Raw genomic sequence first — 13,771 nt, 5'->3', positions numbered from 1 at the left:
ATGCATATAAAAGATATAAAACTTACACACTATCGCAATTACGAAAAACTTGATTTAACCTTTGATCATCAAGTAAATGTCATTATCGGTGAAAACGCTCAAGGAAAAACAAATTTGATGGAAGCTATTTACGTATTAGCGTTCTCGAAATCTTACCGGACATCAAAAGATAAAGAATTAATCAATTGGGATGAAAACTATGCTAGAATAGAAGGTACGGTTCATAAACGTGCGCGTCAATTTCCACTTGAGATGCAATTTTCAGCTAAAGGTAAAAAAGCAAAGTTAAATCACTTAGAACAACAGCGTTTAAGTGATTATATCGGTGCGTTAAATGTCGTGATGTTTGCGCCTGAGGATTTAAATTTGGTTAAAGGCTCACCTCAAATTCGCAGGCGATTTATCGATATGGAAATTGGTCAAATTCAACCGATCTATATTTATCATTTAGGTCAATATCAAAAAATCGTCAAACAACGCAATCATTTACTTAAACAGTTGCAACGACGCAAAACAAGTGATGAGACGATGCTAGATGTGTTAACAGACCAATTAGTTGAACATGCGCGTGTTATTATCGCAAAACGATTTATTTTTTTAGAATTACTTAGAGAAGCGGCTACTGGTATTCATGAAGGGATTAGTCAGCACTCAGAAACGCTTTCGATTCAATATAGTACGCCCTTAGATGTATTAGAAAGTGATTCTGAGGAAAAAATAGGAAAGTGTCTCCATGAGACATTTAAAGATAATCGAGAAAAAGAGATCGACAGAGGTTCAACATTATTTGGCCCTCACCGTGATGATCTTTTATTTTATGTCAATGATCGGGATGTTCAAACGTATGGATCTCAAGGACAACAACGGACGACCGCTCTATCACTCAAGTTAGCTGAAATTGAATTGATCAAACGTGAAGTCGGCGAATATCCGGTTCTTTTATTAGATGATGTCTTAAGTGAACTCGATAGACATAGGCAGTCACATTTATTAGATACGATTCAAGGTAAAGTTCAAACGTTTGTCTCAACAACAAGTGTGTCTGATATTAAACATCAAACGATCGAACAAGCAGCACTGTTTAACGTCACATCTGGAACGATCACGAAGCAGAAATGAGGGGATTTTATGTTTATTCATATAGGCGATGATCAAGTGATTCGAGCAGAAGAGATTGTGGCAATGATTGATCAACAATATGTCCATTCCTCATCAATCAACGAAGAGATGATTGAACACGAAGAAGAACTTCAAGAGGATTTATCATTAGATGATGATGTCACAAAATCAATTATTATTACAACTGACAGTATTTATTACAGTTCATTATCGATTTTAACGTTAAAGAAACGATCAAGTATGATTTCAACGCTTGATCATTTAGACGATTATTCAAATGGTGATTCGTTCGATGACTAAAAAGTGATCGACTTTATATATAATTATAAGACGATTCTTATGTAAGTAAGTGAGTCTATTTCAGAAATGAAGGTGAATCGATTGGCAATTGAAGAAAATAATATGAATTCTGAACAATATGATGAGAGTCAAATTCAAGTTCTAGAAGGCCTAGAGGCAGTAAGAAAACGTCCAGGTATGTACATTGGTTCAACGAGTGAACGTGGCCTTAATCATTTAGTTTGGGAGATTGTAGATAATAGTATTGATGAAGCATTAGCAGGTTATTGTGACCATATTCAAGTCATTATCGAAGAAGATAACAGTATTACAGTTATGGATAATGGTCGTGGTATTCCAGTTGGGATCCATGAAAAATCGAATCGTCCAGCTGTTGAAGTGATTATGACGGTATTACACGCTGGTGGGAAGTTCGGCGGTGGCGGTTATAAAGTATCAGGCGGTCTTCATGGTGTAGGTGCGTCTGTTGTTAATGCGTTGTCGACTTCTTTAGAAATGCATGTTTATCGTGATGGTAAAATTTATTACTTAGATTTCAAGAAAGGGATTGTGAATACCGAGCTAGAAGTGATTGGGGAAACAGACCCTGATTACACAGGAACAAAAATCCACTTCTCCCCAGACCCAGAAATTTTTGAAGAAACATTGGTCTACAATTATGATACATTAGCTTATCGCTTGCGAGAATTGGCGTTTTTAAACAAAGGTTTAAAAGTAACAGTTGAAGATAAACGTGTAGAAGATAAGAAAGAATCATTTTATTATGAGGGTGGTATTCGTTCTTACGTTGAATACTTAAATCAATCCAAACAAGTCCTTCATGAACCATTTTATGCTGAAAAAGAGGAACATGGTATTAATGTTGAAGTTGCTATTCAGTATAATGATGGTTTCCAAAGTAATATTTATTCATTTGCGAATAATATTCATACACATGAAGGTGGTATGCACGAATCTGGTTTCAAAACTGGATTGACACGTGTCATTAACGACTATGCACGTAAAAATAACTTATTTAAAGAAACCGATCCAAACTTAACAGGCGATGATGTTCGAGAAGGCTTAACAGCGATTGTTTCAATTAAACACCCTGATCCTCAATTTGAGGGGCAAACGAAGACAAAATTAGGGAACAGTGAAGCACGTACGATCACAGATTCTTCATTTAGCGAACTGTTTTCAAAATTCTTATTTGAGAATCCAGATTCAGCTAAGATTGTCGTTGAAAAAGGGTTAATGGCATCAAGAGCGCGTATGGCTGCGAAAAAAGCACGTGAGTTAACCCGCCGTAAAGGTGCACTTGAAGTGTCTAATTTACCTGGTAAACTTGCTGACTGCTCATCACGTGATGCATCGATCAGTGAGATTTATATTGTTGAGGGTGACTCAGCGGGTGGTTCAGCTAAACAAGGGCGTGACCGTCACTTCCAAGCGATTCTGCCTTTAAGAGGTAAGATATTGAACGTAGAAAAAGCGCGTCTTGACCGTATTTTATCAAATAATGAAGTGCGTTCTATGATTACAGCAATGGGGACAGGTATTGGTGAAGAATTTGATATATCAAAAGCTCGTTACCACAAAGTCGTCATTATGACGGATGCTGATGTTGATGGTGCGCACATTCGAACATTGCTCTTAACGTTCTTATATCGTTACATGCGCCCGTTGATTGAATATGGCTATATTTATATTGCCCAACCGCCACTTTATAAAATACAACAAGGTAAAGCCGCCTATTATGCTTATGATGAGCGAGAGATGGAAAAGATATTAAGCGAAATTCCAAAGCAACCGAAACCAGGCTTGCAACGTTACAAAGGTTTAGGTGAAATGAATGCAACGCAGTTATGGGAGACGACAATGGATCCTGATAACCGCACATTGTTGCAAGTTAATTTGGATGATGCGATCGAAGCAGACCAAATTTTTGACATGCTCATGGGAGATAAAGTGGAGCCAAGACGTAACTTTATCCAAGATAATGCTGTATATGTTAAAAATCTAGATATTTAAAATGATCAGTGAATGAAGTGTCCTCAGTTGGATAGGAGGTAAATAATGGTGGAACAAAATCGTCCCCAAGTACAGGAAGTTAATATTGGTAAAGAAATGCGTAATTCATTTTTAGATTATGCTATGAGTGTCATTGTCTCTCGTGCGATTCCAGATGTCAGAGACGGTCTTAAACCTGTTCAACGTCGTATTCTTTACGCGATGAATGATTTAGGTATGCATGCAGATAAAGCTTATAAAAAATCAGCACGTATCGTAGGTGATGTCATCGGTAAGTATCACCCACACGGTGACTCGGCTGTTTATGAGGCAATGGTTCGGATGGCTCAAGATTTTAGTTATCGTTATATGCTTATTAACGGGCATGGTAACTTCGGTTCAGTAGATGGTGACCCAGCTGCTGCAATGCGTTATACGGAAGCAAAAATGTCTAAAATTTCAATGGAGATTTTAAAAGACATTAATAAAAATACGATTGATTATATGGATAACTATGATGGATCAGAACGTGAGCCACAAGTACTTCCATCTCGTTTCCCTAACTTACTTGTCAATGGTACATCAGGGATTGCAGTTGGGATGGCAACAAATATCCCACCTCACCAATTAGGTGAAACGATTGATGCTGTTTTAGCTGTTAGTCAAAATCCTGAGATTACAATTGAAGAATTGATAGAAAATCATATGTTCGGCCCTGATTTTCCAACGGGTGGTATGATTTTAGGACGTTCAGGTATTCGAAAAGCATATGAGACGGGTAAAGGCTCGATTACAGTACGTGCTAAAGTGTCCGTTGAACAAATGGCAAATGGTAAACCTGTTCTTCTCGTTCATGAACTGCCTTATCAAGTTAATAAAGCAAAACTCGTTGAGAAAATCGCTGATCTTGTTCGGGATAAGAAGATTGATGGTATTACAGATTTACGTGATGAATCGGATCGTAATGGTATGCGAATTGTGATTGAGCTCAGAAAAGATGCCAATCCAGACGTTTTATTAAATAATTTATACAAACAAACTTCACTTCAAACCTCTTTTGGTATTAATATGCTTGCACTCGTTGATGGGCAACCGAAAGTATTAAATTTAAAACAAGCACTCAGTCACTACTTAGAACATCAAAAAGTGATTGTAAGACGACGTACTCAATTTGAATTAGATAAAGCAGAGGCGCGTGCTCATATTTTAGAAGGTTTACGTATTGCACTTGATCATATTGACGCGATTATTCAATTGATTCGCCAATCGGATACAGCTGATATTGCGCGTGCAGAACTGATAGACCAATATGAGTTAACGGAAAAGCAAGCACAAGCGATTCTTGATATGCGCCTGCAACGTCTAACTGGTTTAGAACGAGGCAAGATCGAATCTGAATATAGTGAACTTCAAGATTTAATCGAAGAACTTAAAGCGATTTTATCAAACGAAACGAAATTACTAGAGATTATTACAGAAGAACTAGAAGCGATTAAAAAACAATTTAATGATGCACGACGTACTGAAATTGTCTCAGGTGGTATTGATTTCTTTGAAGATGAAGATTTAATTCCAGAAGAAGATATTGTGATTACACTGACACATCGTGGCTATGTCAAACGATTGCCTTCATCAACGTATCGTACGCAACGACGTGGCGGTCGAGGTGTCCAAGGTATGGATACGAATGATGATGATTTTGTTGAACATCTCATTTCAACGTCGACACATGATACGGTTCTATTCTTTACGAATAAAGGAAAAGCGTATCGTTTGAAAGGCTATGAAGTGCCTGAATTTTCTCGAACAGCAAAAGGTATTCCACTTATCAATATGTTAGAGATCGATAAGGACGAATGGGTTAATGCAGTTATAACGGTTAATGAATTCCAGGATGACCATTACCTGTTCTTCACAACCAAACACGGTATTAGTAAGCGGACTCAGTTGAGCCAATTTGCAAAAATTCGCCGTGGCGGATTGATTGCTTTGAATTTAAGAGATGATGATGAGTTAATTTCTGTTCGTTTAACGGATGGGGATCAAAATATCATGATTGCTACTCGATTCGGTTCCTTAATTCGATTTGAAGAATCTCAAATCCGTTCGATGGGACGTACAGCTGCGGGTGTTAAAGGGATCACGTTACGTGATGGTGACGAAGTAGTCTCAATGGAAATTCTTGCACCTGATGCATACATCTTAAATGTGACAGAGAACGGATACGGCAAACAGACAAAAGCAGAAGATTATCGTTTAATTAATCGTGGCGGTAAAGGTGTTTCAACTTGCCATATTACAGAAAAAACAGGTCCTGTTGTTGCGGTTAAAGCGGTTAATCAAACCGAAGATTTAATGATCATGACAGCGTCAGGTGTATTAATTAGAATGCCCGTTGAAAGTATTTCGATGACGGGGCGTAATACACAAGGTGTGCGCTTGATTCGCTTACAAGAAGATGAAAAAGTCGCAACCGTTGCTTGTGTTGAAGAAAAAGATGATGAATTAGAAGAAGAGGATTTAACCGCAATAGATGAATCAGATCAACAAGAGAGTTAAACTTTTGACGTAAGGTTGGTGAAGGTGTGCGAGTACATCCGGAGCAATTAGTACCCCAATGTGTGATTTTATCCGATGTTTATAGTAAAACGAGTCGTCCGATCGTAAGGCGCGATACCGTTGTAACAGAAGAACATATCACAGTTTTACAGCGTTTTTTAATTGAAGAAGTTGAAGTCTCAAAAACGTTAGCTAATGGGTTACCTTATAAACCCGATCATCTAGCGTCATCTGAATCTAAACATAAAAAGACACAGAAAGAAGAACCACCCTTTCCAGATGCATTCCTTGATCACTATGTTCAAGTGGTCAAGGAATATGAGCGTCTGTTTAAACAATGGCAGAGCGGTAAAAATATTGATATTCATGCATTAAGACAACTGATAGTCCCTCTACTTGAACGTGTAGAAACGCATCAAGATCAAGTCTTTTTAATTGCAAATCAAGCTACAGAATCTGATTATATTTATCACCATAGTGTAGCGAAAAGCTTGCTTGTTGCTATCTTGGCAAAAAGAAAAGGGTACGATAAAGAATGGGTTCAAGTGAGTCTATCAGCACTTATAGCAGATAGTGGAATGGCTAAAATGAATCAATCGCTATTGATGTATAAAGGGAATCTACCTCAACCAGAGTATGAAGAAGTGAAAAAGCATCCAACCTATTCATATCGATTTGTTGAGAAATCACCAGCACTTACAAAATCAGCTAAGCTTGGTATTTTACAACATCATGAACAATTAGATGGTTCGGGTTATCCGCTTGGAGTTAATTCGGATAAAATTCACCCTTATGCACGTATGATTGCGATTGCTGATGCTTATCACGCGATGACATCAGACCGTTATCACCAAAACAAAAAACCTTTTTTCTCAGTCGTCCCAGAAATGCAATCCTTGAAAAGTAGCCAGTTTGATCCGGATTTTCTGGATGTATTTATTGTCACGTTGGAAGATGCGTTGTTAAAAAAGAACGTTTACTTATCAAATGGCAAAACAGGCACTCTGGTTGCATTAGGGTTTGAACAACAGCCTGAAGTCTTTGTTCAAATGCATGATTCAAAACAAATTATATCGGTTGCAGAACAATCGAATGGTGTCACGATTGAACATATTATTTAATTAGTAAAGAAGTGCGCAGCTCTTAATTGAGGTGCGTATTTTTTCTGTTGAATTCGTTATTTGTACGCTTTTTCACAATCGTTTTTTAGATTAATGGGTAAACCTAAAAAAAAAGGTTGAAAAGTAAGGTGTGATATCGTATTGTAAATAACAATAAGTATCGCTAAAAGAGATAGAAACACCATATTTTAAAGGAGGATTCATAAATCATGAGGGCGGACAAATTTGAAAAAGAAGGTTTAACATTTGATGATGTGTTACTCGTGCCAGCTAAATCGGATGTATTACCAAGAGATGTATCACTTAAAACGCAGCTAACAGATCAGCTACACCTTAATATTCCATTGATTAGTGCAAGTATGGATACAGTAACTGAAGCAGAACTTGCGATTTCAATGGCGCGTCAAGGTGGACTTGGGATTATTCATAAGAATATGTCCATTGAAGAACAAGCTGAACAAGTTGATCGTGTGAAACGATCAGAAAGTGGTGTGATCACCAATCCATTCTTCTTAACACCCGAAAGTCAAGTATTTGCAGCGGAACATTTAATGGGCAAATTCCGTATTTCAGGTGTTCCGATTGTTAACAATGAAGAAGATCAAGTTTTAGTGGGTATTTTAACGAACCGTGATTTACGTTTTATAGAAGATTATTCGATTCAAATATCCGAAGTCATGACGAGTGATCATTTAGTGACAGCACCTGTTGGCACAACGCTTGATGAAGCAGGTAAGATTCTACAAAAACATCGAATTGAGAAATTACCGCTTATCGATGAGGGTGGTAAGCTTAAAGGCTTGATTACGATAAAAGATATTGAAAAGGTTATTGAATTTCCAAACTCAGCAAAAGATGCACAAGGCCGTTTGTTATGTGGTGCAGCTGTAGGTGTGACCGTTGATGCGATGACACGTGTCGATAAGCTAGCAGAAGCTGGTGTTGATGTCATTGTGATTGATACAGCTCATGGTCATTCACAAGGTGTGACGGATCAAGTAAAACGTGTATCATCTAAATACCCTGATATCATAATCATTGCTGGAAATGTTGCGACAAAAGAAGCGACGAAAGATTTAATTGAAGCAGGTGCATCAATCATTAAAGTGGGCATTGGGCCAGGCTCAATTTGTACAACACGTGTCGTTGCTGGTGTTGGTGTTCCTCAAATTACAGCGATTAATGATTGTGCAGAAATGGCAGATGCTTATGGTGTACCTGTCATTGCTGATGGTGGTATTAAATATTCTGGTGATATTGCTAAGGCAATTGCAGCCGGTGCAAGTGCTGTCATGCTTGGTAGCTTGTTAGCTGGTGTAACAGAAAGTCCAGGTGAAACGGAGATTTTCCAAGGACGTCGCTACAAAGTGTATCGTGGTATGGGAAGTGTCACTGCGATGAAATCAGGTTCTAAAGATCGTTACTTCCAAGATACAAATGATACGAAGAAACTAGTTCCAGAAGGTATTGAAGGTCGTGTTGCTTACAAAGGGCCATTAAGTGATACGGTTCATCAATTACTTGGAGGACTTCGTTCAGGTATGGGGTATTGTGGAACAAAAGACCTTGAAACGTTTAGAAAAGATGCGAAATTTATTCGAATGACTGGTGCAGGCTTAAGAGAATCACATCCGCATGATGTTCAAATTACAAAAGAAGCACCGAATTATTCAGTTTAATAAGATATGAAAACAGTTTAGTCTTTTTAAAAGGCTAAACTGTTTTTTAGATAATGAAAATATTTTAAAGATAGGCAAAAAGTTGATGTCGAAACACACCTAGACTGTGATAGAATAATAAAGTAGACATTTTTTCTGGAGGTAAAGAAAGTTGATTAATTTTAAAAAGATGACAGTAAGTTTACTTATGAGTATAGCGATTGTTTTAACTTCTAGTTCACTAAATTCAGTATCAGCAGCATCATTAGATTTAGAGGCAGAGTCAGCGATTTTAGTCGATGCTGAAACAGGTGAAATATTATTTGCAAAAGAAGCAGATATTAAATTACCGCCAGCAAGTATGACAAAAATGATGACAGAATATCTCGTTTTAGAAGCGATTGATAACGGGGAATTCGATTGGGATACAACGATTCAAATCGATGATTATCCATACGCAATATCAGCTAATCCTGCGTTTTCAGGCATTGGTTTAAGACAAAGCCAAGATTATACAGTACGTCAGTTGTATGAAGGTATGGCAATCATTTCAGATAATGCAACAACGATTGCTTTAGCGGAACTGGTAGCCGGTTCTGAAACAGAATTTGTTGAAATGATGAATGATAAAGGTGAAGAATTAGGATTAACAGATTATGAGTTTGTGAATTCAACTGGATTAAATAACGCAAGCCTTGATGGTGAGCATCCAGAAGGGACAGCAGAAGATGCTGATAATTTGATGTCAGCACGTGCTACGGCTATATTAGCTTATCATTTAGTTAATGATTATCCAGAAGTACTCGAGTTTTCAAGTATGTTGACTTCAGAGCTTGATGGAGAGCATCTTGAGAATTTAAACTGGATGTTACCATGGGATAATACAAACTTTGCCCAATACTATTTTGAAGGCGTTGACGGATTAAAAACAGGCTTCACAACGGAGGCCGGTTATTCATTTACATCAACAGCAGAGCAAGATGGTCAACGTTTAATTACCGTTGTTATGCGAACAGATAGTTATGGAGCAAGATTTGAACAAACTCAAGAACTTCTAGATTATGGTTTTAGTGAATTCGAGAAACAAACATTATTCGAAGCGGGCGATCAGTTAGAAGATGAGTCTGTGATTGATGTTGACAAAGGTCGAGAAGATACAGTTGAAGTTGAATTAGCTGATGACTTATCTGCAATGGTCAAAGATGGCGAGGAAGATCTCTATTCAATTGAATATGAATTCGATACGGATTATTTAAATGATGATGAAGAACTCGTTGCACCGATTGAACAGGGTGATGTTGTCGGACAAGTTCGTCTTGTTTATGGCGGTGAAGATCATTACGGCAATATATACGAAGATCAATCTGATCAACGCGTTGATTTAATTGCAACCTCTGACGTTGAACAAGCGAATTGGTTTATGTTATCAATGGGGGCAATTGGTGATTTCTTCAGCGATTTATTTTCAACTGTTGTCGATTCTGTAACTGGATGGTTTTAATATAAAACTCAAGAACATGCGCATGTTCTTGAGTTTTTGTCTAAAATAATGTTGCAAGTCTTTAGGCGTTAGGATAAAATGTTAGCTAATCAAATCGTTAGAATTTTTGAATTTGTTTAGTACAATGATTTAAATATAGGGGGAGTTAGAATGACTAATCAAGGAACTGATCGTGTAAAACGAGGAATGGCTGAAATGCAAAAAGGTGGCGTCATTATGGACGTTGTCAATGCAGAACAAGCAAAAATCGCTGAAGAAGCAGGTGCTGTTGCTGTTATGGCATTAGAGCGTGTTCCTTCTGATATTCGTGCAGCGGGTGGCGTTGCGCGTATGGCGGATCCAACGATCGTTGAGGAAGTGATGAATGCTGTATCCATTCCAGTTATGGCCAAAGCACGTATCGGACATGTTGTAGAAGCGCGTGTATTAGAATCAATGGGTGTCGATTATATTGATGAAAGTGAAGTATTAACACCAGCTGATGAAGTATATCATTTAGATAAAAAAGAATACACGGTACCATTTGTTTGTGGTTGCCGTCATTTAGGTGAAGCGGCTCGTCGTATTGGTGAAGGGACTTCTATGCTACGTACAAAAGGTGAACCAGGTACAGGGAATATTGTTGAAGCGGTTCGTCACATTCGTGAAGTAAATGGTCAAGTTCGCCAGTTAGTGCATATGTCAAAAGATGAAGTGATGACTTTCGCTAAAGAACTTGGCGCACCTTATGAAGTGTTGCTTGAAATTAAGGAAAATGGCCGTTTGCCAGTTGTTAACTTTGCTGCAGGTGGTGTCGCAACACCAGCTGATGCGGCGTTAATGATGCAATTAGGTGCAGATGGTGTCTTTGTTGGTTCAGGTATTTTTAAATCAGATGACCCAGAAAAATTTGCACGTGCAATTGTTGAAGCAACGACACACTATGATGACTATGAATTAATTGCTAAGGTTTCTAAAGGTATTGGAACAGCGATGAAAGGTTTAGAGATTTCAACAATTGCAAAAGAAGATCGTATGCAAGATCGTGGATGGTAATCTAGACTAGAGATAAAGGGACGATGAAGATGGCTACAATAGGTGTTTTAGGCTTGCAAGGGGCAGTTAGAGAACATGTGAAATCAATAGAAAGAAGCGGTGCGAATGCCGTGATCGTGAAAAAAGTCGAACAATTGGCTGATATTGATGGATTGATTTTACCAGGTGGCGAGAGTACGACCATGCGTCGCTTAATTAATCAGTATGGATTTTTAGAACCACTTAAGCAATTCGGTCAACAAAATAAGCCGATTTTTGGCACATGTGCTGGTTTAATTCTTTTAGCTAAAGAAATTGTCGGTGAAGCGTCACCTCATATCGCATTAATGGATATGAAAGTGAAGCGTAATGCATTTGGCCGTCAACGTGAATCGTTTGAAGCACCTCTTTCTCTAAAAGGGATGAATGAACCATTTGATGCAGTCTTTATTCGGGCACCTTATATTATCGAAGTAGGTGACGATGTGGAAGTGCTAGCGACACACAATGATGCGATTGTAGCCGCTAAACAAGGTCCATTTTTATGTACAGCCTTTCATCCTGAATTAACGGATGATGACCGTTTAACGGCTTATTTTGTTAAGATGGTTGAAGAACAGAAAAAAGAACTTGCATGTTAACTAAAATTTAGCTATGATATAAAAAAATCATCATTAAAAAGAAACGATGAGAGGAACGAGTAACAATTTATATCGACTTAAGAGAGCTAGTGGTCGGTGCGAACTAGTGCGAATAAATTGCGAATCCATCCTTGAGTGACATATGGATTTAAAATATGTCCGGTGAAGAGCCGTTATCTAAAATCAAGCCGGGAGAGTGAGCTCTCCAACCAGGGTGGTATCGCGGGAAGTTCTCGTCCCTAATGTTTATTAGGGATGGGAGCTTTTTTGTACGTTAAATTGGAAAAAATAATAAGAGGAGGTTCTAAAATGTTAGATATTAAGTATTTACGAAATCATTTTGAAGAAGTTAAAGACAAATTGCATGCACGCGGTGAAGATTTATCGGATTTAGAACAGTTTGAAACGTTGGATCAATCTCGTCGTACATTAATTGCTAAAACCGAGGAATTAAAATCAGAACGTAATAACGTCTCAAAACAAATTGCAGAAATGAAAAAAGAGAAAAAAGATGCGGATGATTATATTACGAAAATGCGTGCTGTAGGGGAAGAAATCAAAAAAATCGACCAAGAGTTAAGAGAAGTTGAGGAAAAACTCGATAAGTTGATGCTCTCAATACCAAATATTCCACATGAATCAACGCCTGTCGGTGAGACGGAAGAAGATAACGTGGAAGTACGCTCATGGGGAGACGTACCAAGCGCGGAAAATTTAAAGCCGCATTGGGAAATTGGAACGAACTTAGGCTTACTTGATTTTGAAAAAGCCGCAAAAGTCACAGGTAGTCGTTTTGTATTTTATAAAGGATTAGGAGCACGTCTTGAACGTGCGTTGTTAAACTTTATGATGGATCTGCATGCTGATGAACACGGGTATGAAGAAATGTTACCACCATACATGGTGAATCGTGATAGCATGACAGGAACGGGTCAATTGCCTAAATTCGAAGACGATGCGTTTAAAATTGATGGTTGGGATTATTTCCTTGTTCCAACAGCTGAGGTGCCGGTGACCAATTATTATCGTGATGATATCTTATCAATCGATGATCTACCTGCAAAATTCGTAGCGTTTAGCTCAAATTTCCGTTCAGAAGCAGGATCAGCTGGACGTGATACACGAGGGTTGATTCGTCAGCACCAATTTAACAAAGTCGAGTTAGTTCAATTTGTGAAGCCAGAAGATTCTTACGAAGCGTTAGAAGAATTAACGAAGCATGCGGAGACGATTTTACAACGCTTAGAATTACCTTATCGTGTGATGAGTATGTGTACGGGTGATTTAGGTTTTACAGCAGCGAAGAAGTATGATATTGAAGTATGGATGCCAAGTTATGAAACGTACCGAGAGATTTCATCTTGTTCAAACTTTGAAGACTTCCAAGCCCGTCGAGCAGGCATTCGTTTCCGTCGTGAGGAAAAACAGAAGCCAGAATTTGCTCATACATTGAACGGCTCAGGTCTAGCGATTGGTCGAACGGTTGCTGCGATCTTAGAAAATTATCAAAATCAAGATGGAACAGTGACTGTGCCTAAGGCCTTGCAACCTTATATGGGTGGAAAAACAATTATTTCTTAAAAAATTTATAAATTCTATTGACAGTTATAATGGAAGCTGATATTATTATTTTTGTCGTCAGCTCACGGAGGAATACCCAAGTCTGGCTGAAGGGAGCGGTCTTGAAAACCGCCAGGGGCTTCACCGCCCGCGGGGGTTCGAATCCCTCTTCCTCCTCCATTTATAATGTATAATAATAAGACGATATATGGGTTCTTTGTCAATTGACGTTGGTGAAGAATATGAGTCGATATATTTTATAAGAATCTAAACACGTTTTGTAGGAGCGCTAAGCTGCTATGAAAC

At 38.2% G+C, this 13,771-nt stretch carries 10 protein-coding genes, 1 tRNA gene and 1 other annotated feature; all 11 genes read left to right on the top strand.

Annotated elements, in window-relative coordinates:
- The 11 genes from recF (at window position 1) to BLR62_RS09670 (ending at window position 13,645) form a co-directional block, all read left to right on the top strand.
- Window positions 1-1,119, top strand: coding sequence for a DNA replication/repair protein RecF (recF, locus tag BLR62_RS09720; RefSeq protein ID WP_090796348.1), 1,119 nt, complete (start codon window positions 1-3; stop codon window positions 1,117-1,119).
- 9 nt (window positions 1,120-1,128) lie between these two features.
- Entirely contained in the window at window positions 1,129-1,419 is a 291-nt protein-coding gene (remB, locus tag BLR62_RS09715; protein WP_090796345.1) for an extracellular matrix regulator RemB, read from the top strand.
- Between the two features lie 102 nt (window positions 1,420-1,521).
- On the top strand, window positions 1,522-3,432 hold the full coding sequence (gene gyrB, locus BLR62_RS09710) for a DNA topoisomerase (ATP-hydrolyzing) subunit B (protein ID WP_176759277.1): 1,911 nt from the start codon (window positions 1,522-1,524) through the stop codon (window positions 3,430-3,432).
- Between the two features lie 45 nt (window positions 3,433-3,477).
- The gene (gyrA, locus tag BLR62_RS09705; RefSeq protein WP_090796340.1) at window positions 3,478-5,970 is read left to right on the top strand and encodes a DNA gyrase subunit A; all 2,493 of its coding nucleotides are present in this window, start codon (window positions 3,478-3,480) and stop codon (window positions 5,968-5,970) included.
- 26 nt (window positions 5,971-5,996) lie between these two features.
- Window positions 5,997-7,091, top strand: coding sequence for an HD-GYP domain-containing protein (locus BLR62_RS09700; RefSeq protein WP_090796339.1), 1,095 nt, complete (start codon window positions 5,997-5,999; stop codon window positions 7,089-7,091).
- A gap of 209 nt (window positions 7,092-7,300) precedes the next feature.
- On the top strand, window positions 7,301-8,770 hold the full coding sequence (gene guaB / locus BLR62_RS09695; protein WP_090796336.1) for an IMP dehydrogenase: 1,470 nt from the start codon (window positions 7,301-7,303) through the stop codon (window positions 8,768-8,770).
- A gap of 151 nt (window positions 8,771-8,921) precedes the next feature.
- A complete protein-coding gene (locus BLR62_RS09690) occupies window positions 8,922-10,250 on the top strand; it encodes a serine hydrolase (RefSeq protein ID WP_245719450.1) in 1,329 nt (442 codons plus the stop codon).
- Between the two features lie 150 nt (window positions 10,251-10,400).
- Entirely contained in the window at window positions 10,401-11,285 is an 885-nt protein-coding gene (gene pdxS, locus BLR62_RS09685; protein ID WP_090796334.1) for a pyridoxal 5'-phosphate synthase lyase subunit PdxS, read from the top strand.
- 29 nt (window positions 11,286-11,314) lie between these two features.
- Entirely contained in the window at window positions 11,315-11,905 is a 591-nt protein-coding gene (pdxT, locus tag BLR62_RS09680) for a pyridoxal 5'-phosphate synthase glutaminase subunit PdxT (protein WP_090796332.1), read from the top strand.
- 37 nt (window positions 11,906-11,942) lie between these two features.
- Window positions 11,943-12,149 (top strand) — a binding site (T-box leader).
- 65 nt (window positions 12,150-12,214) lie between these two features.
- The gene (gene serS / locus BLR62_RS09675) at window positions 12,215-13,486 is read left to right on the top strand and encodes a serine--tRNA ligase (RefSeq protein ID WP_090796330.1); all 1,272 of its coding nucleotides are present in this window, start codon (window positions 12,215-12,217) and stop codon (window positions 13,484-13,486) included.
- 66 nt (window positions 13,487-13,552) lie between these two features.
- A tRNA-Ser gene (locus BLR62_RS09670) sits at window positions 13,553-13,645 on the top strand.
- Window positions 13,646-13,771 lie beyond the last annotated feature (126 nt).

Source organism: Pelagirhabdus alkalitolerans (assembly GCF_900096905.1).
In the GTDB taxonomy this organism is placed as follows: Bacteria; Bacillota; Bacilli; order Bacillales; family Amphibacillaceae; genus Pelagirhabdus; species Pelagirhabdus alkalitolerans.
The sequence above is the reverse complement of the archived record's forward strand: the minus strand, read 5'-3'. Positions and strand labels throughout refer to the sequence as shown.

Coding starts and splice junctions, on each gene's coding strand:
- gyrA (WP_090796340.1), top strand. CDS start 3,478: ATGGTGGAACAAAATCGTCCCCAAGTACAGGAAGTTAATATTGGTAAA.
- pdxT (WP_090796332.1), top strand. CDS start 11,315: ATGGCTACAATAGGTGTTTTAGGCTTGCAAGGGGCAGTTAGAGAACAT.
- serS (WP_090796330.1), top strand. CDS start 12,215: ATGTTAGATATTAAGTATTTACGAAATCATTTTGAAGAAGTTAAAGAC.
- gyrB (WP_176759277.1), top strand. CDS start 1,522: ATGAATTCTGAACAATATGATGAGAGTCAAATTCAAGTTCTAGAAGGC.
- pdxS (WP_090796334.1), top strand. CDS start 10,401: ATGACTAATCAAGGAACTGATCGTGTAAAACGAGGAATGGCTGAAATG.
- guaB (WP_090796336.1), top strand. CDS start 7,301: ATGAGGGCGGACAAATTTGAAAAAGAAGGTTTAACATTTGATGATGTG.
- recF (WP_090796348.1), top strand. CDS start 1: ATGCATATAAAAGATATAAAACTTACACACTATCGCAATTACGAAAAA.
- remB (WP_090796345.1), top strand. CDS start 1,129: ATGTTTATTCATATAGGCGATGATCAAGTGATTCGAGCAGAAGAGATT.